Here is a 23748-nt window from a genome sequence, read left to right on the forward strand (position 1 = left end):
GAGGCTACCGAACGTGCAACTGGACAATTCCACCGTCTACCTGAACGGTAAGTTTCTGCCGCTGAACGAAGCCAAGGTCTCCGTGATGGACCGGGGCTTCCTGTTCGGCGACGGGGTTTATGAAGTCATCCCGGTCTACGGCGGTCAACCGCTGCGATTGGCCGAACATCTGGCGCGTCTCGCCAACAGCCTCGCCGCCATCCGCATGCAGCCGCCGCTGACGGCGGAAGACTGGTCCGCGATCTTCGCCCGGCTGATTCAGGGCGGACATGACCAGTCGATCTATCTGCAAATCACGCGCGGCGCCGCGCCGAAGCGGGACCACACCATCCCGCCGGACATCGAGCCGACCGTGTTCGCGATGTGCACGCCGATCGCACCCTTGCCGACTGAAGGCATCCGCGCTGTAACCGTCACTGATATCCGCTGGCTGCGCTGCGACATCAAGGCCATCACGCTGCTCGCCAATGTGCTGTTAAAGCAGGAGGCGATCGACGCCGGCACGACCGAGGCCGTGCTGATCCGCGACGGCTTCGCCGTGGAAGGGGCAGCCAGCAATCTGTTCGCCCTGATCGACGGCACCCTGGTCACGCCGCCCAAGGGGCGTGAGCTGTTGCCCGGGGTTACGCGCGATCTGGTACTGGAACTCGCGCTCGAACACGGCGTCCCTGCCGCGGAACGCCCGATTGCCTTGACCGAATTGAAGACCGCCCGGGAGATCTGGCTGACCAGTTCCACGCGCGAAATCATGCCGGTCATCGAACTCGACGGCACACCGGTCGGAACGGGAGCCCCCGGCGCTCTGTGGGAACGCGTGCAGGCTTACTACCGGGCCTACAAGGAAACGCTCCGCGGCGACTCATGACGGAACAACCGGCCTCGGCCTCTCTGCTGACCTTCCCCTGCGATTTCCCGGTCAAGGTCATTGGTCGCAAGGAGCCAGACTTCGAGAGCAGCGTGTTGGCAATCTTCCGGCGGCACGTGCCGACGCTCCCGGCAGAGGCCGTGTCGACACGCGATAGCGGCGGCGGCAAGTTCACCGCGCTCACGGTGACGGTCACCGCGACCAGCCAGGAACAACTGGATGAGCTGTACCGGGAACTCAGTCGAACCCCGGCGGTACTGATGGCCTTGTAGCGGCTCGGCTTGCCCGGTCAGCCGGATTGAACGAGCAGAGGCTGCCGGTGGTTCCGTCGCTGAGCGACCGACAGCCGAGGAATAACCGACTCAGCCGAACGAACCCGGATCACCGAGCCCAGTGGAACAGTCAGAAGCCGAAAACATCAGCAGCGAAGAAGTCCTGCAGCATCACCTGGAGGAGGTGCTCGAGCTGCTGAACAAGCAGACGCTGGAAGAGACCATCGTTCGGCATCAGCCGATGCCACACCACGATCTGGTCGAGACCATGCTGCACCGGCAGCACCAGGCGGCGCTGAAGCAGAAGCTCGACCAGCTCCATTCGGCCGACATCGCCTATATCCTCGAAGCCCTGCCGCTGCGCGAGCGACTGACCGTCTGGAATCTGGTCAAGTCCGAGCTCGACGGGCAGATCCTGCTGGACGTGTCGGATGCGGTCCGCGAGACGCTGATCTCGGACATGGACCCCGAAGAGCTGCTGACCGCGACCGAGCAACTCGACACCGACGAAATCGCCGACCTCGCGCCAGACCTCCCCGAAGAGGTCATGCTGGAGGTGCTCAAGCACCTCAACGAGGAGAACCGGGCGCGGCTCGAATCGGTCCTGGCCCGTGAAGAGGACACCTGTGCCGCCCTGATGGATTTCGGGATGGTCACCATCCGGGAAGACGTCAAGCTCAGCGTCGTGTTGCGCTACCTCCGCCGGCGCGGCGACCTGCCCGAACACACCGACAAGCTGTTCGTCGTCGACGAGAACAACGTGCTGCGAGGCGTGCTGTCACTGCGACGGTTGTTGGTCAACAGCCTCGACGCCTCGGTCGGCGAGGTCATGTCGCGGGAGGTCGTCTATTTTCACCTTGATGACGACGCGGCCGACGCGGCCCGGGCTTTCGAGCGCTACGACCTGCTGTCGGCGCCGGTCGTCGACAGCGAACGCCGGTTGCAGGGGCGCATCCGGGTCGATGCCATCGTCGACTACATCCGCGAATCGTCGGACGAGGAGCGCCTGGCACAGGCCGGCCTGCAGGAAGAGGAAGACTTGTTCTCCAGCATCTGGAAAAGCGCCCAGAACCGCTGGATGTGGCTAGGCATCAATCTGATCACGGCTTTCGCGAGCACCCGGGTCATCGGGCTGTTCGAGGACACGATCGTCCGGATCGTCGCGTTGGCGTCGCTGATGCCGATCGTCGCGGCCATCGGCGGCAACACCGGCAACCAGACCAGCATCCTGATCGTGCGGTCGCTGGCCCTGGGGCTGATCAACAAATCCAACATGAAGCGGCTGATCCTCAAGGAGATGGCGATCGGGCTGATGAATGGCATCGTCTGGGGCGGCGTGATCGGCGCGGTCGCCTATCTGCTGTACCGCGAACTTGACCTGAGTCTCGTGATGGCCGCAGCCACGCTCCTGAATCTGCTCGTCGCCGCGATCATGGGCATCTCGATTCCCCTGGTGCGCGATGCGATGGACAAGGATCCCGCCGTCGGCACCAGCGTGCTGCTGACGGCGGTAACCGATGGCGCGGGGTTTTTCATCTTCCTGGGACTCGCGACCATCTTCCTGGTCTGAGGCCTTGGACGTTCGTATCCGCCAGTTCGGCGTCGAAGACTACGCAGCCGTCTGGGATGCGATGAAGCGCTTCACGGCCGAGCGCACGCCCACGACACCGGATGAACTGTGGGTGCTGGAGCATCGTCCGGTCTATACCCTGGGCCTCAATGGCGACCCCGGCCACGCGATCGCACCACTGTCTGCGCCCCTGGTCCGCTCGGATCGAGGCGGCCAGATCACCTACCACGGCCCCGGACAGCTGGTCGTCTACGCGTTAATCGATCTCGCACGCCGCGGCCTCGGCGTCCGCGCGCTGGTTTCGGCCCTCGAGACCAGCGTGATCGGGCTGTGCGCCCAATACGGACTGCGCGCGGAAACCCGTCGGGGCGCCCCCGGCGTGTACGTGGCCGGCAGTAAGCTCGCCTCACTCGGCTTGCGCGTCCGGCGTGGCTGCAGCTACCATGGCTTGAGTCTGAATGTCGACCTCGACCTGTCCGCCTTCGATGCCATCCACCCCTGCGGCTATCGGGGACTGCCGGTGACCAGCCTTACCGCACTCGGCATTCCCGTGCGTGTCTGCGAGGTAACCGCCCCCCTGCTGCTCGGCCTGATCACCGAACTCCACCTCGACGGACCTTCCCCATGACCGACGCCAAGACACTGCACGCGCCCTCCCGGCACCAACCGGACACGCATCAGCGCGGGACCGAGAAACTGTCGCGGATCCCGGTCAAGGTCGTCCCGGCCGAGACCCCATTGCGGAAACCCGCGTGGATCCGCGTTCGGGCCACGACCGGCGAGAACGCCACCCGCGTCAAGAAACTGCTGCGCGAGCACGCCTTGCATACGGTGTGCGAGGAAGCGGCCTGCCCGAACCTGAACGAGTGCTTCAGCCACGGCACGGCCACGTTCATGATCCTCGGTGACCTGTGCACCCGGCGCTGCCCGTTCTGCGACGTTGCCCACGGCCGACCCGTTCCGCCCGACCCGGACGAGCCCGCTCACCTCGCGCAGAGCATCCGGACGCTGGGCTTGCGCTATGTCGTGATCACCTCGGTCAACCGAGATGACTTGCGCGACGGAGGGGCCTGGCATTTCGCAGCCTGCATAGAGGCCGTCCGCGCGGCCAGCCCCGCGACGCGCATCGAGATTCTGACCCCGGATTTCCGCGGGCGCGTGCCGGCAGCGCTCGCATGGCTCGGCCAGCAACCGCCGGATGTGTTCAATCACAATCTGGAAACCGTGCCGCGTCTGTACCGCGCCGTGCGACCGGGCGCCGACTACCGCGTCTCGCTGGAACTGCTGCGCGACGTCAAGGCGCTGCTACCGGCGGTGCCGACCAAGTCCGGGCTGATGCTGGGCGTCGGCGAAACCTTCGACGAGATCGTCGAGGTGCTTGAGGATTTGCGCGCCCATGGCTGCGAGATGCTGACACTGGGACAGTATCTGCAGCCGAGCCCGGCCCACCTGCCCGTACTGCGCTACGTCCCGCCCGAAGAATTCGACCGGCTAGGCGCGATCGCAACCGAACTCGGCTTCACGAGTGTCGCAAGCGCCCCGATGGTCCGCTCGTCGTACCACGCCGACCTGCAGGCGGCACCGTTGCTTGAACCCGGAACCGATGCGGCGCCGGCACCCACACACTGAGCCGCGTGTGCCGGCGGCAACTCCCCGGCACTCAAGCCCTATCCTTTGCTGATCGACTGCGCGATCAGCGGGGTCGCCGCGTTCTATCTCGCGAGCACGCCGGCCATCGCGTCGCGGCTCGGTAAACTCATCCCCTCGCCACCCCCGCTGCCCGAAGACGCGCCGCCAGCCCAGGCGATCGTCGTGATCGGCGGCGGGCTGCGGCCTTACGCGCCGGAGTTCGGCGGATGCGCTCTGTCCCCCCTGTCCCTGGAACGGATTCGTTATGCGGCGATGCTGCACCGGCGCAGCGGACTCCCGATTGCCGTCAGCGGGGGCCGTGTGGCGGCCGCACCGGCTTCGGAAGCCGACCTCATGGCCTCGGCGCTAACCGAGGAATTTGGAGTGAATGTGATATGGCGGGAGACGGCGAGTCTCGACACGGCAGGCAATGCGCGGCTGTGCCGGGCCCTACTGCATGCTGCCGGCATTGTGCGGATCGTGCTGGTGACCCACGACTGGCACATGCGGCGTGCCGCAGCGGCCTTCGGCCAAGCCGGGTTTTCCGTGGTTCCGGCCGCCATGGGGTTCTACCTGCCGCCGCGGGCAGCCTTCGGCCGCTGTGACTGGAAACCGAATGCGACTGCTTTGCAGCGGACCGGCCTGGTGCTGTACGAACTGGCGGCCTGGTGGTGGTACCGTTGGCGCGGCTACCTTCCGGACCAAGTCTGGTTGTTTCGCTACTTTCAGACGTGCCGAGAGAATGGCCTGAGGCGGCGGCTCAATCGTCGTGGGGCCCGAAGGAAGTAAACGGAAAAGGCATCCGTTCCGTGTTGTAGGCCATGAACAGCATCATCTGGTAAATCCAGGTCGACAGCGCATGCCCCCAGCGTTGCCCGCGCTCGGTCACGCGACCGGTAAACAGATGCGCCAGAAACTGGAATGCGACGACGGCCCACAACAGCAACCGCACCACCCCGAACAGCGCGAAGCACAGCACCATGAAGATCAGGCGCAGAAAGGCATTGGTCTCGATGTGGGGATCTGGCGGGGTCGATGTATTCATGACGATGCGCACTGAAAGGAAAGTCGCCTCTTGCGGAGCGCAGCAGCGCGAGGAAGCCCGCGCCGGCGTCGAGAGGCGCCACGATGCCGCGCCGGACCGCGGCTGTCAAGCCATTGCCATCGCGCATGCCGGGCTCCCCACCTTGACGCGAAGGACGGGAGGGCTATCCCGCCGCCGTCGCCGCCGTTGTCCCAACCACCGCAGCAACTCCGGTCACCCCGTCATGTACGAACACCCCCCGCGACGCTCGACCCCGCGGTAGACCATAGGCGGAGGCAGAACCACCTCCACCGGCATGACCACGGAGTGCAGCGGCGCCCCAGCCTCGCCTCCATCCACCACAGCGGGTCCTTCGTCTCACCATTTCTTGGTCATTTGCCAGCGTCGGTGCGGCGTATAACCCAGAACGACGGACACCCAGCGTCTCCCCTGCGGTGCGCCGCCACCCGCTGGGCGTCCGCCCTGCAGCCCGCAACCCGGGCGGCGCCGGAGAACCGGATGCCGAGCGCGCGTCGCCGCGCTGTCTGCTGGCATGTTTCTTCCATTGCGAGTGCGTTGACATCCCTTGTCTCCCGTATCGAATAACCGGAGGAACAGCCTATGTTGATGGGTGCCTTGGCTACTTTCACTCTCGTCGCGCTGATGGGGCTCGTCATGGTCCGTGATGCCTGGCGCGGCGACGCTATCGATCCGCTGTATCCGCCCCTGCACGCCGGCGCGGCCCTGGTTGGCTCCGGACTGGTGATTGCCGCTGCCCTTGCGGGCGATACCCGCCTCTACGCGAATATCGGACTCGCGGTCGTCATCATTCTCCTCGGAATCGTGATGGGTATCGCCGGCAAGCGCGGCAAAAAGGTTTCCCGCGCGATCCTCCTGGCACATGGCGGGCTTGCCGTCGCCTGCTATGGCCTGTTGGCCTATTTCACTCTTTTCCCGCACGCGGTTCTTTACTGACAGAGGTTGGGCGACAGCATGCACACGGCAACATCGGCATGGGCCGCACATTTCACATCCGGCCACAGCGCATGATCACCAACGCGGCCCACCGGGGCATCGTATTGAGCGGCGCTCTCGTCGCCGCGGTGGCTTGCCAGATGGGTGACAACGAGCACCTAGGCGAAGTGCGACGACCCAGCATTGGCGGCATCGACGACATCGCCAGCATGGACGTGACCGCTGATGGCGACCGGTTGCACGCGTTACTGTCGGCAACCATGCCGCAACACACTACCGCCGCCGTCGTCTACACGTCGTCCAACGATCACGGCGCCACCTGGAGCACGCCGGTCCCGCTGGGCCAGCGCGGAGACCCGGCACCGATCGCCGGGCACGGCAACGAGGTGCAAATCGCCGCGGATGGCCCCAATCTCGTCGCGGTATGGCAGGGCGCCGGGGCCGTGCCCGGCACCGGACCCATGATCGTGGCGTTCTCTCGCGACGGCGGCACAAGCTGGAGCCGGGGAGCCAACCCGGCGACCGGCGACCTCACCAACAACCAGTCCTACATGGACCTGACCGCCGACGATGACGGGCTGTTTCATCTGGTATGGCTGGACGATCGGGACGAGAACGGAAACTCCCAGGGACTGCGATACGCACGGTCTTTGGACCAGGGCGAAACCTGGCACGCGGAAACGACACTCGACGCAACGGCCTGCACGTGCTGCTGGAACCGCGTCGCGGCCTTACCCGGAGACGGCATCGTCGTCCTCTATCGGGACCAGGAACCTCACGATATGCGGCTGAGCCGCAGTGAGGACGGCGGTACCAGCTGGCAGCCCATGTCCGCTGTTGGCGATTTTGGCTGGCATTTCTCGGGTTGCCCGCATTGCGGCGGCGCGCTGGCGATCGCTTCGCAAGGCGATCGGGCGACGCTGCACAGTATCGTCTGGACCGGCAGGACCGACGCGGCCGGTCTCTACTACCTGAGCTCGGCAGACCTCGGACACAGCTGGTCGTCACCGCGAGCGATCGGAACCAGCCGCAGTCGCCGCGCCGACCTCGCCGCAGCGAGTGGGGAACTGGCAGCCGTTTTCGCCGATGTCGCGGCACAGGCCGCCGCGGTGTCCTTCATCCGCTCCGGCGACGCCGGCAGGACCTGGTCCCAACCCAGGCTGCTGACACAGACGGCAGAGACATCCGGACAACCCCGAGTCCTGGCGACCACCGACGGCTTCCAGGCCTTCTGGACCGAGAAGGACTCCGCCGGACGTGACATTCTTGCCACCGCGCATCTGAACTGAACCCAGCGCTCGACCGATGAAGACCCCCGCTTGCCTACTGGCTTTATCGCTCTGTGTCGGCACCCTGCCCGCAACGGGGTCGGCTGCGATGCGCGCCCCCGTGACGGTGGCCACATCGCAGACCACGCATTCTGACTTGACGGGGAGCATGGTGGGCGGCGGCACGTCGGTTGCCGATCCATTCAATCTGAGCGCCGGAACCTCCCGCCCCCCGATACACCTGGCGCATGCAATCCTTGTGAAAGCCGCTCCGGACAAGGAAGCGACGATTTCGGACAGCCCCGAGGAAGTCCTGTTGATCTTCAACGAGGGTGTCGGGCAGGAGTATCTCGCGCTGGCGGTCGTCGATGCCTCCGGCCATCGCGTGGATCGGCACGACGCCAAACTCGATTTCACCGATCGCTCCCATTTGCGGGCGTCGATCGACAAGCTGAATCCGGGCCGCTACATGGTCCGCTACCGGGTACTGTCCGCCGACGGCCACGTGGTCAGCGGCAAGTACTTCTTTCAGATGCAAGATCCAAAAGGAGAATCCGACCATGCGCCACCAAAGAAACCCTGAAGCCTCACATCCGGCCTCCAGCGTGTTCCGCCGCTGCGTCGGTGGAGCAATCCTGGCCTTCGGCATCGCCTGCGCGGCAGAAGCCGCGAACGGACCGACGCGCAGCATCGACAATGGACGGCAGATGTACCAGGGCGCCTCGATGACCTGCCTCATCGCCAACGACTTTTATGCAATGCACTTCACGGCCTTGCAGAAGGGCCGCCAACGCAACGAGGCCACGGAATTCGTCAAGTACTGCCAGGAGATTCCCACCGTCGGAGAAACATTCCTGACCGTGGATCTATTGGACCGCGATGTGCGCAAACTGCCGGTCGCCCTGCGAGTGATCGAGGAGAGCTATTCCCAGGACGGCGCTGCGCCCAAGGAAGTCCGGACGCTGGCCGAGACACCCCGACAGGTTTACAAAAGCGGCACGGCCGAAACGCACGTCGACATCGCGCAACCCGGGCATTACGCGCTGATCGTCAGTGTCGGCGAGGATCCGTTCTCCGAGGATGACCGCGTGCGCATACCGTTCAGCGTTGCGCTGCCGGCGCCAGTCCAGGCCGGCTCATGGCTGGGCAAGCTGACCTGGACCGCGGTGACCATCTTCTTCGGCATCATGGGGATCATCGGCTTCCGAACCATCACCGCCCCGCCGCCGAAGCGGACGGAAGCCCAAGCCCCGGCTTCCGCGCGGAAACTGCCGGCAGCCTGAAGCGAATCGCCCTTCCTGCCTTAAGGGTCGGTCCAGCCGCGACCGGCCCTTTACGCCCCCCGGGCACGGCAACGGCCCGACTCTCACTCGCCGCGACTTCGTCCACGCCGCGGCCGAAATAGACCTGACACACACCTCCGCGTAGCATATGCGCCGGCGATACCCCGCGGCCCGCGCTACGGATAACCCACCTACCTCAAGACGCGGCCCGGACGATTATCCCGAGCACCGAACCGCGCGTCCGCGTCCGCCCCCTTTCGCTTCGTCCGTACAATCGAGTTGTCGATGAGAATACCCCCCGTGCCCTGCCGCAAGGACTGGCTGCTCCCGTTGCTGTCCGGCGTGATGATCGGCACCAGCTACATTCCGTTCCCCCCATGGGCCTCATTGTTCTGTTTCGTACCTCTGTGGCTGTTCTGGCAACGGCAAGTGTCCCTCCGGCGCGTGGTGCTGGGCGGCGTGTTGACCGCTTCCGTTTTCACACTGATCGGTTTCAACTGGGTCACCTATCTGCTGCATGAGTTCGCTCACCTGAACTGGCTGGTGGCCGGAATCGGCATGATCGCGTTTGCGCTGCTGGCCCACCTGTTCGTGCCGTTGGCAGGAGCGGCCTGGTTCCTTGGTCGGCAGGCATTCGGCTGGCCCGAACCGCTGTCGATCGGCATGCTGGCCTTGATTACGACCCTTTCTGAAGCCTACTCGCCGACCCTGTTCGACTGGAATTTCGGTTATTCCTGGTACGCGGCAGGGGTCCCACTATTTCATTGGGCAGAGTTCGTCGGCTTCAGCGGCCTCAGCGCGGCGACTCTACTGTGCAACTGGCCGCTGCTTTATGCCTGGCGGAACCGGCAGAACGGGCGCGGGCCCATCCTCATGGGCACAGTCGGCGCCGCCTTTGTAATGCTCAACCTCGGCGGGCTCACCCTTGCTCGCCGGCTCCCGCCGCCCGATGCCAGCGTGTCCGTCCTCTTGGTACAAGGCAATATCGGCAACGCCGAGAAGATGGCCGCCGAACTGGGCAATGCATACCAGGGCTCGATCCTTCGACGCTATCTCGAGTTGACCGACCAGGCCGTCAAGGCCCAGGCGAGGCCGATCGATTTCGCGATCTGGCCGGAAACCGCCTTCCCGGCCTTTCTGGGCGCGGACATCAAACCGAGCGAATACCAGTTGGAACTCGCCGAGGAGTTGCGTCGGCTCGAACTGCCGCTGATCACGGGGGCTTACGGTGTCGACCGGACCTCGCGGCGTCTCACCAATGCCCTGTTCACGCTGGATCGCAACGGTCGACTGGTACCGCCGCACTACGCCAAATCGGTGCTGCTTGCCTTCGGCGAGTACATACCGGGCGAGAGCCTGTTTCCCGGCCTGCGCGACTGGCTGCCACCGATCGGCGAGTTCGCTCGGGGTCCCGGCCCGACGACGCTATTGAAGCTGGACGGCTATCGCATCGGTCCGCAGATTTGCTACGAAAGCCTGTTTCCGGCTTTCACGCGCGCGCTGGCCGATCTGGGCGCACAATTCATCGTCAACGCGACCAACGATTCATGGTACGGAAGCTGGCAGGAACCCTATCAGCACCTTTACATGACGCTGGCGCGTAGCGTCGAGTTTCGCCGGCCGGTCCTGCGCTCGACAAATACGGGAATCTCGACCGCCGCCTTGGCCTCTGGGGACGTGCTGGCCCTGTCACCGGTGCACGAGCGCTGGGCCGGCGTGTACTCGATACCCTATCGGCGCAATCCCGAAGCGACCTTTTACCAAGCGCACTTTTACCTAGTTCCTTCGCTGCTCTGGACTACGCTGGCCGGGGCACTTGCGTGGGGCATGTACCTGGCGTATCGGCGCCGCTGAATGCGGTCGCCAGTGGGGCTCGAGCGGGCAATCCAGACGACTGCCGCTGGGGCATGTCCGGCCCCGGCTACGTAGTCTTACGTATTGCGTCAGCGTGGCGGCGGAGCGATATTGGATACGCGTTGAGAGATGGTGAAAGTCGGATGATCAGGGCAGCGCGCCAGGCAGTAGCGTGTCGAACGCACTTCGAGTGCCCGATAGCGAGCGCCGCGGCCACGGTAGGCTCGGATCAGGCCGTGGAAAACCATCGGGGGTGTAGCCAAACCGCCGGCCAGCGAGCTGCCGAGCCGTGCGGCGACAGGAAGCAAGGCGTCCAGACGACACACCGAAGCAGCCGGGTTTTCGGCAGTCTTGGGTTATGGAGTACGCCCGCTCAACGCCCCTTTGGGACGAGTCGGAACGACAGTTCCGGGGCAGTCATGTCGGGGCTTTCGCCCAGATCCGGCGTGGCCATCGAGACGGGTCCATGCCCCCGTCTGCACCTACGGCCCCACGATATCCGCGCCGGAGCGCCCGTCGCGTGATGGCTACCATTCGCAAGACCAACCCATTGCAGCCATCAGCAACACGGACAGTCCGCGCTGGCAAGTGCGCTGTTCGGGCGCGAGGTGGCAGGGGCGTACTCCCGTTTCATCCCGTTCATCACGCCCCTGCCCGCCTTTACGAGGCTCCTACACCAGACTGACCGACCGCAAACTGACGCGACCGACTCAGGCCTTGGTATCGGTCGTGCTGATGCCCATCACCGTATACGCGGGGCAGGTACCCATGAAGCCGGTGGCCAAGGGAAGAAGGCCTATCCAACCCCAGACACCGATGGTTCCTGTCGCAGCCAGAACGATCAGCAACGCTCCCACCGCGATACGCACGGTCTTGTCCACTTTGCCGACATTTTTCACCAGATTCATAGCTCATCCTCCTCGTCGTTTGTCTCTTGTTGTCGTTTCCAGAAAGCTCCCGTCGGAACTTCACCGGCTGCATCGCGACACCAGCTTGCTCACCCCCTGCAAGAAAGTCGGGGAGCAGGCAACCGCGAGATCGCATCGGGCCATCACGACACTGGATGCCGTCCGGCCAGGTCTTAGCCCGGAGGCTCCCGTGAAACGGGATGCGGTTGCTGCGGAACAGGCCCGGCCCCTGGACTGGTGCCGTGAGCGCAGTTAATCCGAAACGATGAGCAGGGGTCAAGCAGTTGGCCTGGAATTCTTCGGCGGGAGCCGCCGGAGAACCCTTGACAGCCGCTTTCGCTGGAAGGCATGGTGCACGCGGCGTGTGCATCCTGGGACTGGCCCTCGCGCTTTCCGGCCGGGCCGGAGCGGGATGATGCATTGCACCATGCAGTCCCGTTGCCGGCAGCAGGGAAGGGCGGAGTCCACGCACGACGGGAGGCCCGCCAGTTGAGGCTCAATGCCCTCCGATGAATCGGATACTGCAGCATCCCGCATGACTGCATGCTGCCACCGCGCGCAAGATTCAACGCGTCAACATGAATCAGGAGAACCTACGATGAAAACCAACACGACGCTCGCGGCGGGACTACTGCTGCTGGCGGCAATTCCGGGATCAGCCTGCCGCGCCGGACCCGCACCTATCCGGGTGAGTAGCCCGGTGACGACCGACAACTTTCTGTTGCGGACCACGTCGGACCTGGTCAGTCTCTGCAGCGCGCGGCCCGACGATCCCAACCGGGTCGCCGCCATCCATTTCTGTGAGGGCTTCATCCTCGGCGTCCGTCACTATGACGATGTCAGTCAAGCGGCGCTGACGGACAACCTGTACTGCCAGGATCAGCGGGTAACCCGCGATCAGGGTGCAGCCCTGTTCGTGCAGTGGCATCTGGCGAATCCGCAATATGGTAGCGAAACCCCGCTGGACGGCGTCGTCCGGTGGGCGATGGCGCAATGGCCCTGCCCGCAGCAGACCCGGGCCGGCAAGAACCCCTGAACCAGGAGTCATGACATGAAGACGGCTTACAAGGTGATACCGGTGGTCGCGGCCGTGATGAGCGCCGGCTGTGCGGACATGAGCCCCACCCAGCAGCGGGCTCTGAGTGGCGCCGGTATGGGTGCGGCAGGCGGCGCCGTGATCGGCGCGATCGCCGGAAACGCGGGCATGGGCGCCGGAATCGGCGCTGGGGTGGGCCTACTGGGCGGGCTGCTCGCGGATCGGGCCCAGAAATCGAGAGAACGATCTTATGAAGCCGGCTTCCAGGCCGGTGCTGCCAGTGCGGGCCCAAGGCCCTGAGCCAGCGGCCATCACAAGGTCTTCAGTCCCCCGGTAAAGGACAGCACCCCGCTGGACGTCCGCGCTCAGCGCAACGCGCCGGCCCGATCCACGCGCTCCCACGGCAACTCGGTGAAGGATGAACCGAAATGGCCGTGGGACGGCAGCTTGCGGTAGAAGCCTCCCTTGCTCCGGGTTGGCAGGCGCCGCAGATCGAAATCGCGGATGATCGCGCCGAGCCGGAAATCGAAGTGCTCCTCGAGCCTCGTCTTGATGACTTCCTCGCTGACGGATCCCGTACCGAAAGTCGAAATCACCAGACTGACGGGGCGCGCCTGACCAATGCTGTAGCTGAGCTGGACCTCGCATTGCTCGGCCAGGCCCGCCGCGACCACGTTCTTGGCGGCGTAGCGGGCGGCATAGGCGCCGACACGATCGATGCGCATCGGATCCTTGCCGCTCAGAGCCGATCCTGACTGGCGGGCAAAGCCGCCATAACTGTCGCTGGCGGTCTTGCGACCGGTCATGCCGGAATGGGCGGCTGGCCCGCTCTTGTGAAACATGCCGCGGGGGTTCACGAAGATCTCGGTGCGCTCATCGGGTTGGATTTCCTCATGATCGAAGACCGGGGCAATGACCCACTGCGCCAGGTCCCTGCGCAGCTCGGCGGTCCCCAAGTCCGGCACACCGTGCGTCCCGGCGATCAACGTGATGCTGTGGATACGTGTAGGGCGCCCGCAGTCGAACTCCACGCCGACCTGTGTCGTGCAGTCGGGCGACAGATAGGCGACCTTGCGTCCGCGCCGCGCCGCGGTCAACTGGTGCGCGAGCCGGTTGGCGATCACGATGGGAAACGGCAACAACTCAGGCGTCTGGGTACATGCGTAGCCGAATTGAGTGACCTGATTGCGAACCACGATCCGATCCAGTTCGCGGTCGCTCAGTCCGGCCTCGTCCAGCTCGGCTCGACTGTCCAATGACTGCGCGACGAAGCTCGTCACGACAGTACAGTCGGAAGCATTGAATTCCTGAGGGTGGTAGCCGATTTCCGCGATTGCGTTGCGCGCGACCTCCGGGATGTCCACGACGGCCTTGGACGCAAACCGAGCCGCCAGAAACACCACGTTCTTCGACAAGGCGCATTCCGTCAGCACGCGGGTGTACGGATCCTGCTGCAGAAAGCGATCCACCACGGCATCGCTGATGATGTCACAGACCCGATCCGGGTGGCCTTCGGTGACGGACTCGGACGTAAACAGGAAGCTCTTGGTCATGGCTCAAGTCTCATGATCGGCCGTTGGCGGGGAAGGTAAGTGCTTGACGGCCTCGTTGGCGACGAACGGCAAGGTCGCGCCCGCCGCGATCGCCAGCCAGTCAGCCGCCGCGACCGGCGTCAGATGCAACAGCGTGCGCAGCGGCGGCACGAAGGCCGCGAGAATCTGCAATGCAAACGAGGCGCCGATGCCGGTCGCAAGTATCCGATTCCCGTCGCGGGCATTCAGCACCGAGGTCTTTTCCGAGCGGCAGCTAATGGCATGCAGCAACTGCGCAAGCGTCAGGGTCATGAAGCAGTTGGTCGATGCCCGGGGACCGATACCGTAGCGGGCGAGGCTCAGGCCGTACACGCCGAGTGTTCCGGCCGATATGGCCAGGGACTCGCGCAGCAAGCGCAGCGAGTCGCTGCGCCGCAGGATCGGCTCCTTCGGATCACGCGGCGGCTCCTTGAGCACATCGCTTTCCGGCGGCTCCATGGACAGGCCCAGCGCCGGCATGATGTCGGTGATCAGGTTGATCCACAACAACTGGATCGGGTTCAGCGCCTCCCCGGCCCCGATCGCCGTCGTCACCAGCATGATCTCGATCTCGCTGAGATTGCTGGACAGCAGGTAATGGAGGCTCTTCCGGATATTGCGATAGATCGTGCGACCCTGCTCCACCGCGATGATCATCGTGTGAAGGTTGTCGTCCTCGAGCACGACGTCCGCGACCGATCGGGCCACTTCGGTGCCCCTCTCGCCCAGCGCGACGCCGACATCGGCCGCCTTGAGCGCCGGCCCGTCATTGACGCCGTCGCCGGTCATCGCGACCACCAGCCCGGCATCCTGCAACGCCTGCACGATACGCAGCTTGTGCGCCGGGCTGACCCGCGCGAAAACCGTGGTGTCGCGGACGATGGCGCGCAAGACCTCCGGCTCCAGTTTGTCCAGGCTCGTCGAATCGACGATCTCCAGCGGCTTTCGATGGTTGAGTCCCAGGCGCTGACCGACCGAAAAGGCCGTCGCGCTCTGATCGCCGGTGATCATGACCGTCTCGATCCCGGCCTCCTGGAACCGGTCGATCAGTTCCTCCATACCGGGACGAATCGTGTCCTCCATGCCGACCAGTCCGAGCCAGGTCAGGCCCTTGGTCACGGCCGCGGTCGACGTCCGGACCGAGTGCCCAATGGCCACGCCGAGTACGCGCAGCGCCTGACCCGCCATGAGTTCGTTCTGCTCCAGGATCGCCGACCGCCGTTCATCGTCCAGCGCGACCCTGCCGTCGCCATTCGCGTAGTCGCTGCACAGTGCCAGCACTTCAGCCGGGCTGCCCTTTACGGCGATCAGGTGCTCGGGCTTCCGGTCCTCGTCCAGGTGCACGGTGACCATGAACAGCCGCCCCTCGGCACGGTGGATGGTCTTCACCGTCGGATACCGCTGCCGCAAGGCGCGCACGTCCTCGCCCGCCAGCAGCGCAATCTCGACAAGCGCCTTCTCGGTCGGTGAGCCTTCGAGCTCGGGCGGCCCGACATCGCCGTGGAAGGTCACCTCGCTGCACAGCGTAACCACTTCCATCAGGCGCAGCAGCGGTTCCCGCTCCGACGGACGTATCAGAGAACCATCCAGCGTGAATTCGCCGGATGAGGACAGCTCGACCACATGCTCCGGCGTCATCACGGCCACGGCGCGCATGCGGTTCTCGGTCAGCGTGCCGGTCTTGTCGAAACACAGCGTCTGCACCGAGCCGAGACTTTCGACTGCCGGCAGATGGCGGATCAAGACCTTCTGCCGTTGCATCTGACGGATCCCGAGAGCCAGCGTCGTCGTCGCAACCGTAGGCAGCCCTTCCGGCACGGCCGCGACCGCGAGCGAGATCGCGGACTTCAGCATTTCCAGCATCGGGATGCCACGCAGAACGCCGATCCCGAACACCAGCGCACAAATGCCCCCGGAGATGATGGCCAGCTGCATGCCCATGTCGTCGAGCTGCTTTTGCAGCGGGGTATCGGGCGTCCGCACCTCACCGACCAGCGACTGGATCACGCCGATCTCGGTCCGGGCGCCCGTCGCCACCGCGACGGCCAGCCCACTGCCCCCGGTCACGACCGTGCCCCGATGCAGCATGTTCCTGCGATCGCCCATCGGCGTCTCGGCGCTGCCGATGAAATCGTGATGTTTGCCGACCGGGAGGCTTTCGCCGGTCAGCGCGGATTCGTCGACCGACAGCTGGTTGCTGGATAGCAATCGCGCATCCGCAGCCACGTAAGTACCGGGCGAGAGCACGAGGATATCGCCCGGAACGACCTCCCCGATCGAGATCGAGCGGTGGTCGCCGTCGCGCAATACGGTCGCGTGGGAGGGGCCGATGTTGCTCAACGCATCGATGGTCTTCTCGGCCTGCGCCTCAGTGACGTAACCGATCACCGCATTGATCAGCACCACACCGACGATGACCACCGCGTCCGCAACCCCGCCGGTCGCGACCGACACCACGGCCGACATACCCAACAGTGCCACCGGCGGATTCGCGAACTGCTCCAGGAACATCGCGACGGGCGAACGGCGCTGCATCGCGCCGAGTTGATTCGGGCCGTAACGGTCAAGACGCTCGGCCGCAACGCGGGCTGGCAGCCCGTGTTCGGTGCTCGCGAAGTGCACGAGCGTTTCCTCGGCCGCCTTGGTGTGCCACGTCTCGCGCGGCGACGATTCAGGCGCCGCGGTGAAGGTCGCCTCCGGGCGCGCGCGGCGCTTGCGGCGAGCCGTGGAACGCTCGGGCGGCGCCGCGTGGACTGAGGTGCTCAGGGTCGGATGCTCGGAACTGAGCAGCGCGCCGGCCCAGCGCTCGAGTTCCCCGACAACTTCTCGGGCCGAGCGCTGCGGATCGAACAGCACCAGCGCACTGCCGGTCAGCGGATTGGCACTGACCACGCGCAGATTCGAGACGCCCCGGGGTACTCGCTCCAGGTGGCTACGCATGGCCTCCGAACGGTAGAGGCCCTCGATCCGCACCCGAATCCGGCCGGGCAACGCCCGCCGCAATGGCATCACCAGTCCAGACAACCGCTGCTCCCCGGCTTCGCCAACAGATTCCTCAAAATACATGCCTGATTTTCATCCAGTCGCCGCTCGAACCGGCCGAAACCCCACCCCCACATCCCGTGGGCAGGCTTTCGGCGACCTCACCGCCGCTTTGAAGAGACACCAGTCACACCGACACACTTATCCTACGCTCATGCCGCCTGACACGCGCGAAGAGCCGGCGCTGCAACTTTTCGAACCTTACGCGATCTCTGTTACGGTCCGGTGACAGGGGGCGCAGTCGGGGGATGCCGACGCGATCCACAGCCGAAAGCGCTCACAGCCCGCCCCGGATAAACTCCACCGGCGGAGCCGAAACAGAACATCCGGCTTCATGTAGAATTCGCGTTTCGATGAGGAGCGGGCAGTTTGGAACAGTTTCACGGCACGACGATCGTCTCGGTGCGGCGCGGCAACACGGTCGTCATCGGCGGCGACGGCCAGGTCACGATGGGCAATACGGTCATGAAGGGCAACGCACGCAAAGTGCGGCGCCTGCACCATGGCCGCGTGATTGCCGGGTTTGCCGGCGCGACGGCCGATGCCTTCACCCTGTTCGAGCGCTTCGAGGGACAGCTCGAGAAGCATCGCGGCAACCTGACCAAGGCGGCCGTGGAACTGGTCAAGGATTGGCGGACTGACCGGATGCTGCGCCGCCTCGAAGCCCTGCTGGCGATCGCCGACAGCAAGGCCTCGTTGATCATCTCCGGCAATGGCGACGTGATCGAACCGGAGCAAGGTCTGATCGCAATCGGGTCAGGCGGCCCCTACGCTCAGGCCGCGGCGCGGGCCCTGCTCGAACACACGGCACTCGATGCCCGCACCATCGTTGAACAATCGCTGAGCATCGCGAGCGACATCTGTATCTACACCAACCGCAATCTGGTCATCGAAGAACTCGAGACCGCCTCCGACGAGGCCACAGAATTATGAGCGAAATGACGCCTCGGGAGATCGTCCACGAACTCGACAAGCATATCGTGGGGCAGAACGAGGCCAAGCGGGCGGTGGCGATCGCGCTGCGCAATCGGTGGCGTCGCATGCACGTGCCAGAAGCGCTGCGCGATGAGATCACCCCCAAGAACATCCTGATGATCGGCCCGACCGGCGTCGGCAAGACCGAAATCGCCCGCCGCCTGGCACGTCTCGCCAATGCCCCCTTCATCAAGGTCGAGGCCACCAAGTTCACCGAAGTCGGCTATGTGGGTCGCGACGTGGAGTCGATCATCCGCGATCTGCTCGACGCCGCAATCAAGATGACGCGGCAGGGCGAACTGTCCCGCGTCCAGGAACGGGCCGAACTGGCCGCCGAGGAACGTATTCTCGACGTGCTGTTGCCGAAGGCGAGCAACTGGACGGCCGAGGCCGACGCGCCCGAGTCACCGACGCGCCAGAAATTCCGCCAGAAGCTCCGCGACGGGGAACTGGACGACAAGGAAATCGAACTCGAGGTGCAGGCCTCGCCGATTGGCGTCGAGATCATGGCGCCGCCCGGCATGGAAGAAATGAGCAGCCAGCTCCAGAACCTCTTCCAGAATATGCACAGCGGGCGCACCCGCAACCGCAAGCTGCGGATTCGGGATGCGCGGAAGCTGCTCCGCGACGAGGAAGCGGCTCGAATGGTCAACGAGGAGGACATCAAGCTGCGCGCGCTGGCATCCGTAGAACAGCACGGTATCGTATTCCTCGACGAGATCGACAAAATCTGCCGACGCTCGGAATACAGTGGGCCGGACGTGTCGCGCGAGGGCGTCCAGCGCGACCTGCTGCCGCTGGTCGAGGGCTGCACGGTCAGCACCAAGCACGGCATGGTGCGCACCGACCATATCCTGTTCATCGCGTCGGGCGCCTTCCACCTGTCGAAACCGTCGGACCTGATTCCCGAAATGCAGGGGCGCTTCCCGATACGCGTCGAGCTGAACGCATTATCGGTCGGAGACTTCGTGCGCATCCTGACCGAGCCGGACGCGTCGCTGACCGAACAGTACAGCGCGCTGCTAGCAACCGAGGGCGTCGCTTTGCAGTTCACGCGCAACGGGCTCTCGCGCATCGCCGAGATCAGCTGGGAAGTCAACGAACGGACCGAGAACATCGGCGCCCGCCGGCTGCACACGGTGCTCGAGAAACTGCTCGAGGCGGTGTCCTTTGAAGCCGCCGATCGCAACGGAGAGTCCATCGTGATCGACGGTGCCTATGTGGACGCCCACCTCGGCGAACTGGCAATGGACGAAGACCTGAGCCGCTACATCCTGTGAGCATGGCCACACCGATCCCCGTCGACATCAAGGTACATACGCGCTCGCGTGTCTTCGAGATCGCTTTCGAGGATGGCATCCGGGGTGAACTGACCCACGAATTCCTGCGCGTGCATTCGCCTTCGGCGGAAGTGCGCGGACACGGGCCAGGACAGGAGATGCTGCAGCTCGGCAAGGAATCGGTAACGATCGAAAGTGTCGAGCCGGTCGGCAACTACGCGGTGAAGCTGTATTTCAGCGATGGCCACAATACCGGCATCTACACCTGGGAACTCCTCTACGACATGGCCCTAAACCGCGACCGCCTATGGGGAGACTACCTTGCCCGCTGCGCCGCGGCAGGCCACCCGCGCGCTTGAACGCGCACCCACGAACCTTCCGCGCCCGCACAGCAAGGGCATGACCGACCCCACACGAGCCCGATGAACGACACCGACAAAACCCACTTCGGCTTCAAGGAAGTACCGGTTAACGAAAAGGCCTCGATGGTCCGCGCCGTGTTCGACTCGGTCGCCGGCAAGTACGACGTCATGAACGACCTGATGTCGCTCGGCATTCATCGCCTGTGGAAACGCATTGCGGTGCAACTGAGCCATGTTCGCTACGGCGATCGGGTACTGGATCTCGCCGGCGGGACCGGAGACATGACTGACTTGTTTCGTCAGCGCGTCGGCCGGGCGGGCTGGGTCGTGCTGTCGGACATCAATGCCGAGATGCTCAAACGCGGCCGCGATCGGATGATCGACGGCGGAGTGCTCAAAGGGATCTCGTACGCACAGATCAACGCCGAACAGTTGCCATTTCCGGACGATTCGTTCGACTGCGTCTGCATCGCCTTCGGCCTGCGCAATGTCACGCACAAGGACGTCGCGCTGAAGTCGATGTTCCGCGCGCTGAGGCCCGGTGGACGACTGATCGTACTGGAGTTCTCGAGACCGCCGGGAGAGACCTTCCGCAAGACCTACGACTTGTATTCGTTCAAGGTGCTGCCGTTCATCGGCAAGCTGGTCGCGAACGATGCCGAGAGCTACCGCTATCTCGCGGAATCGATCCGCAAGCACCCTGACCAGGACACACTGCAGCAAATGATGGAGTCCGCCGGCTTCGAACGCTGCGAGTACTTCAACCTGACCCAGGGCGTCGTAGCGATCCACCGCGGCTACAAGCTTTAGTCGCGCATCATGACCGGCGAAGTCACCTTGATTGCCCAGACGGCGGCCGTCGCGGTACTCGAACAGGCGCTGGGCCGCTGGTTCCTCGGGTCCGACGCCAGCCGCCACCAGTTGCAGGCCCTGTCTGGCCGGACCATCGCGCTACGCGTCGACCCGCCCGGATTCACGGCCTACCTGCTGCCGACGCCCGAAGGACTGCAGATCCAGATGGAGTCCGGCAGCACGCCCCATGCGACGCTGACCGGCTCGTTGCCGGCCTTTGCCCGACTGGGGCTCGGTCGGTCGCCGCATCAGGCGCTCGCCGCCGGCGACATCCGGATCGATGGCAATACCGATGTCGCCGATGCCCTGCGCAAGCTGTTCAGCGGCGCCTCCCGGGAATGGCGCGAACGGGTCTCGTCGCTGCTCGGACCGATCGTCGCGGGACATGTCGCCGGCGTCACCGACGCGGCCAGGGTCTGGGCCGAGCGCACCGCCACGACCGTTCGCGAGGACGTCACCGAATTCCTGCAGGAGGAAGTGCGCGAAGTGCCGGCGCCAGCAGAAGGCGAAGCCTTTCTATCCGGCGTTGACCGTCTGCGCGAAGACTGCGATCGGCTCGAAGCACGCCTGATGCGACTCCGCAACGCAAACGCTTCCGCACCGGCCTCGCACGACTAATTGCCGAACATGGGGTTCTCGTCGATCAAATCGCTGCGGCGACTGCTGCACATTCAGTGGGTGCTGTTGTACCACGGGCTGGACGATCTGCTGCTGGCCGTACCGCTCCCCGCACCACTACGGCTCGCCGCCAGCCTGACGCCGGGATACTGGCTCCGCGATGTCCGCGGCCCGCGGGCGGCGCGGATGCGCCGCGCGCTGGAAGACCTGGGGCCCATCTTCGTCAAGTTCGGCCAGGCCCTGTCGACGCGGCGCGACCTGCTGCCGGACGACATTGCCGACGAACTGGTCAAATTGCAGGATCAGGTCCCACCCTTCCCTGGCGCCGACGCCCAGCGCATCATCGAGCAGGCACTCGGACGGCCGGTCCTGGAGTTGTTTGCCGAATTCGACGAAAACGCCCTTGCCTCGGCCTCGGTGGCTCAGGTACACGCGGCGCGGCTGCACGGCGGCGAGTCCGTGGTCGTCAAAGTCCTACGGCCGGGCATCGACCGCCGCATCCGCTCCGACCTCGACCTGCTGGAGCGCCTCGCGACGACCGCCGAGCGGTTCTGGCCGGAAGCCCGACGGTTCCGGCCTATCGACGTCGTTGCCGAGTTCCGCAAGACGATCCTCGATGAACTCGATCTGGTGCGCGAAGCCGCCAACGCCGCCGAGATCCGACGCCGTTTCGAAGAGTCCGAGATCCTCTACATTCCGCGCATCTATTGGGATTACACGCGCCAGGCCGTGATGGTCATGGAGCGAATTTCGGGCATTCCCGTCGGCGACATCGAGCAACTCCGCGGCGCCGAAGTCGATTTCCGGCTCCTGGCAGAACGCGGTGTGGAGATCTTCTTCACGCAGGTCTTCCGGGACAATTTCTTCCACGCCGACATGCATCCCGGCAATATCTTCGTGATGCCTCCTGCGCGGTACATCGCAATCGATTTCGGCATCGTCGGCAGCCTGTCCCGCGCCGATCAGCATTATGTCGCGGAAGCCCTGCTGGCCTTCTTCAACCGGGACTACCGACGCGTCGCGGAAATGCATATCGAGTCGGGCTGGGTACCGGCCTCGACCCGTGTCGAGGAATTCGAATCCGCGGTCCGGACCGTCTGCGAGCCGATTTTCGAGAAGCCGCTCAGCGAGATTTCCTACGGTGCGCTGCTGCTGCGGCTGTTCCAGGTCGCGCAGCGCTTCGACATGCAGGTGCAGCCGCAACTCGTGCTGCTGCAGAAGACCCTGCTCAACATCGAGGGCCTGGGTCGGCAGCTCTATCCCGAACTGGACCTGTGGAAAACGGCAAAGCCGTTCCTGGAAAAGTGGTTCCGCGAACAAATCGGCCCCAAGGCGGCGTTCGAGAAGGTCCGCCTGCAACTGCCGGACTGGGCGCAACAATGGCCTGAGTTTCCCGGATTGGTCCACCGCGCGTTGCGGGACACCGTCGATGGCAAGCTCGAAATCGGTTTCCGCTCGCGCGAGTTACAGGACCTGCGTGCCGAAATCCGCAGCGGCCAGCAGCGGCTGACGCGCAGCGTCGCCGGGGCCACGCTGCTGATTGCAACGACGCTGTTGTTCGCGGTCCCGCCCCCCGCCCTGATGACGGCCTGGGCCCCTGCGCTGCTGTGGCTCACAGGCGTCACCGGTGCCGCACTAATTCTGTCTGCCTGGCGCTGAGCGCTCGCGTCCTGCGCCAGTACGGCTAGCGGACGTACCGGCGCAACCACGTCAAAACTTCATCGACATTCCGGTCGGGCGGAAAAACAGGATAGAAGAACTTGCGAATCAACCCGGTCTGGCAAATCAGCGTTACGCGCCGGAGCAAACGCAAACCCTCGACCTCGAACTGCGGCAAATGCAATGCGTTCGCAAACTGCAAGTCCGCATCGCTCAGCAACGGAAACGGGAGTTCCAACCGTTCCGCGGCTTCAAGCTGATCTGAGGATTCCTGAGTACTGAGGCCGAACACGGTCGCTCCCAACGACTGCAGTTCCCGATGGCGGTCCCGGAAGGAGCAGGCTTGCGGCGTGCAGCCGGCCGCCCCTGGAATCTGCGCCCAGCCCTTGGGAATAGGGCGACCAGGCCGGCCGGTCATCGGATAGCAGAACAGCACCACCCAGCTGGCGCTACGGGACGGATTGACTACCCCGCCGGTAGTTGATTGCAGCTCCACTGATGGCAACCGAGCCCCCTCAAGATGATCGCAGGCGCCATCGTCAGATGGCCGCGGAAGACCGTCCGGAAACCTGCGCAGAAAATCGGTGGGAGGTTCCTCAGGACCCATGACATAACCCCTCTCGGTGACCTGGATTCACGCATCGGCGCGCCGCGTCAGCATGCGTTGCCCGGCGCCGCCGTGGCAAGCCGCAAATCTAATTTGCT

At 64.6% G+C, this 23748-nt stretch carries 24 protein-coding genes; 19 read left to right on the top strand and 5 right to left on the bottom strand.

What is annotated here, in order from left to right:
- Positions 1-13 precede the first annotated feature (13 nt).
- The 6 genes from ACW73L_RS19910 (at position 14) to ACW73L_RS19935 (ending at position 5125) form a co-directional block, all read left to right on the top strand.
- A complete protein-coding gene (locus ACW73L_RS19910) occupies positions 14-865 on the top strand; it encodes a D-amino acid aminotransferase (protein ID WP_498924323.1) in 852 nt (283 codons plus the stop codon).
- Positions 862-1137, top strand: a complete 276-nt coding sequence (locus tag ACW73L_RS19915; RefSeq protein ID WP_129883324.1) for a YbeD family protein — start codon at positions 862-864, stop codon at positions 1135-1137. Before ACW73L_RS19910 ends, ACW73L_RS19915 begins: the two co-directional genes overlap by 4 nt.
- A 121-nt stretch (positions 1138-1258) precedes the next feature.
- Positions 1259-2707: a magnesium transporter gene (gene mgtE / locus ACW73L_RS19920; RefSeq protein WP_236102407.1), complete on the top strand. Its 1449-nt coding sequence runs from the start codon at positions 1259-1261 to the stop codon at positions 2705-2707.
- Positions 2708-2711: 4 nt separating this feature from the next.
- Positions 2712-3335, top strand: a complete 624-nt coding sequence (gene lipB / locus ACW73L_RS19925; protein WP_498924324.1) for a lipoyl(octanoyl) transferase LipB — start codon at positions 2712-2714, stop codon at positions 3333-3335.
- Positions 3332-4336 carry a lipoyl synthase gene (gene lipA, locus ACW73L_RS19930; protein ID WP_498924325.1) on the top strand — a complete coding sequence of 335 codons (1005 nt, stop codon included), beginning with the start codon at positions 3332-3334 and terminating at the stop codon, positions 4334-4336. Before lipB ends, lipA begins: the two co-directional genes overlap by 4 nt.
- 45 nt (positions 4337-4381) lie before the next feature.
- On the top strand, positions 4382-5125 hold the full coding sequence (locus ACW73L_RS19935; protein ID WP_498924326.1) for a YdcF family protein: 744 nt from the start codon (positions 4382-4384) through the stop codon (positions 5123-5125).
- Here ACW73L_RS19935 and ACW73L_RS19940 read toward each other — a convergent pair.
- On the bottom strand, positions 5097-5381 hold the full coding sequence (locus tag ACW73L_RS19940) for a DUF4389 domain-containing protein (protein ID WP_139559348.1): 285 nt from the start codon (positions 5379-5381) through the stop codon (positions 5097-5099). The two genes, ACW73L_RS19935 and ACW73L_RS19940, sit on opposite strands and share 29 nt — an antisense overlap.
- Positions 5382-5996: 615 nt before the next feature.
- On the opposite strand from ACW73L_RS19940, the gene ACW73L_RS19945 reads away from it, so the two are divergent.
- The 5 genes from ACW73L_RS19945 to lnt all read left to right on the top strand — a co-directional run bounded on the left by ACW73L_RS19945 (position 5997) and on the right by lnt (position 10740).
- Positions 5997-6335 carry a hypothetical protein gene (locus ACW73L_RS19945; RefSeq protein ID WP_129883319.1) on the top strand — a complete coding sequence of 113 codons (339 nt, stop codon included), beginning with the start codon at positions 5997-5999 and terminating at the stop codon, positions 6333-6335.
- 38 nt (positions 6336-6373) lie between these two features.
- Positions 6374-7624, top strand: coding sequence for a sialidase family protein (locus ACW73L_RS19950; RefSeq protein WP_498924327.1), 1251 nt, complete (start codon positions 6374-6376; stop codon positions 7622-7624).
- A 16-nt stretch (positions 7625-7640) separates the two neighbouring features.
- Positions 7641-8186 carry a copper resistance CopC family protein gene (locus ACW73L_RS19955; protein ID WP_498924328.1) on the top strand — a complete coding sequence of 182 codons (546 nt, stop codon included), beginning with the start codon at positions 7641-7643 and terminating at the stop codon, positions 8184-8186.
- On the top strand, positions 8164-8886 hold the full coding sequence (locus ACW73L_RS19960) for a hypothetical protein (protein ID WP_498924329.1): 723 nt from the start codon (positions 8164-8166) through the stop codon (positions 8884-8886). The genes ACW73L_RS19955 and ACW73L_RS19960 overlap by 23 nt, the downstream gene beginning before the upstream one ends.
- A gap of 285 nt (positions 8887-9171) precedes the next feature.
- Positions 9172-10740 (top strand): apolipoprotein N-acyltransferase, encoded by a 1569-nt coding sequence (gene lnt / locus ACW73L_RS19965; RefSeq protein ID WP_129883316.1) that lies wholly within the window; start codon positions 9172-9174, stop codon positions 10738-10740.
- Between the two features lie 710 nt (positions 10741-11450).
- Here the strand turns inward: lnt and ACW73L_RS19970 are convergent.
- Positions 11451-11648: a YgaP family membrane protein gene (locus ACW73L_RS19970; protein WP_498924330.1), complete on the bottom strand. Its 198-nt coding sequence runs from the start codon at positions 11646-11648 to the stop codon at positions 11451-11453.
- A gap of 598 nt (positions 11649-12246) precedes the next feature.
- Here ACW73L_RS19970 and ACW73L_RS19975 point away from each other — a divergent pair.
- A complete protein-coding gene (locus tag ACW73L_RS19975; RefSeq protein ID WP_498924331.1) occupies positions 12247-12684 on the top strand; it encodes a Rap1a/Tai family immunity protein in 438 nt (145 codons plus the stop codon).
- Positions 12685-12699: 15 nt separating this feature from the next.
- Positions 12700-12984, top strand: a complete 285-nt coding sequence (locus tag ACW73L_RS19980) for a YMGG-like glycine zipper-containing protein (RefSeq protein ID WP_498924332.1) — start codon at positions 12700-12702, stop codon at positions 12982-12984.
- A 65-nt stretch (positions 12985-13049) separates the two neighbouring features.
- Here ACW73L_RS19980 and metK read toward each other — a convergent pair whose 3' ends face one another.
- Positions 13050-14237 (bottom strand): methionine adenosyltransferase, encoded by a 1188-nt coding sequence (gene metK / locus ACW73L_RS19985; RefSeq protein ID WP_498924333.1) that lies wholly within the window; start codon positions 14235-14237, stop codon positions 13050-13052.
- 3 nt (positions 14238-14240) lie between these two features.
- Positions 14241-17321 (bottom strand): cation-translocating P-type ATPase, encoded by a 3081-nt coding sequence (locus ACW73L_RS19990; RefSeq protein ID WP_498924334.1) that lies wholly within the window; start codon positions 17319-17321, stop codon positions 14241-14243.
- A gap of 345 nt (positions 17322-17666) precedes the next feature.
- Here ACW73L_RS19990 and hslV point away from each other — a divergent pair, with 345 nt between their 5' ends.
- The 6 genes from hslV to ubiB all read left to right on the top strand — a co-directional run bounded on the left by hslV (position 17667) and on the right by ubiB (position 23043).
- Positions 17667-18230: an ATP-dependent protease subunit HslV gene (gene hslV, locus ACW73L_RS19995; protein ID WP_498924335.1), complete on the top strand. Its 564-nt coding sequence runs from the start codon at positions 17667-17669 to the stop codon at positions 18228-18230.
- Positions 18227-19552: an ATP-dependent protease ATPase subunit HslU gene (gene hslU / locus ACW73L_RS20000; protein ID WP_129883311.1), complete on the top strand. Its 1326-nt coding sequence runs from the start codon at positions 18227-18229 to the stop codon at positions 19550-19552. Before hslV ends, hslU begins: the two co-directional genes overlap by 4 nt.
- 2 nt (positions 19553-19554) lie before the next feature.
- Positions 19555-19911 (top strand): gamma-butyrobetaine hydroxylase family protein, encoded by a 357-nt coding sequence (locus ACW73L_RS20005; RefSeq protein WP_129883310.1) that lies wholly within the window; start codon positions 19555-19557, stop codon positions 19909-19911.
- 63 nt (positions 19912-19974) lie between these two features.
- The gene (gene ubiE / locus ACW73L_RS20010; protein WP_129883309.1) at positions 19975-20724 is read left to right on the top strand and encodes a bifunctional demethylmenaquinone methyltransferase/2-methoxy-6-polyprenyl-1,4-benzoquinol methylase UbiE; all 750 of its coding nucleotides are present in this window, start codon (positions 19975-19977) and stop codon (positions 20722-20724) included.
- Between the two features lie 9 nt (positions 20725-20733).
- Entirely contained in the window at positions 20734-21384 is a 651-nt protein-coding gene (locus ACW73L_RS20015; protein WP_498924336.1) for a ubiquinone biosynthesis accessory factor UbiJ, read from the top strand.
- A gap of 9 nt (positions 21385-21393) precedes the next feature.
- Positions 21394-23043 carry a ubiquinone biosynthesis regulatory protein kinase UbiB gene (ubiB, locus tag ACW73L_RS20020; protein WP_498924337.1) on the top strand — a complete coding sequence of 550 codons (1650 nt, stop codon included), beginning with the start codon at positions 21394-21396 and terminating at the stop codon, positions 23041-23043.
- 25 nt (positions 23044-23068) lie between these two features.
- On the opposite strand, the gene ACW73L_RS20025 is transcribed toward ubiB, so the two are convergent.
- A complete protein-coding gene (locus ACW73L_RS20025; protein ID WP_498924338.1) occupies positions 23069-23650 on the bottom strand; it encodes a peroxiredoxin in 582 nt (193 codons plus the stop codon).
- Positions 23651-23748 lie beyond the last annotated feature (98 nt).

This window comes from Methylolobus aquaticus, assembly GCF_054172105.1.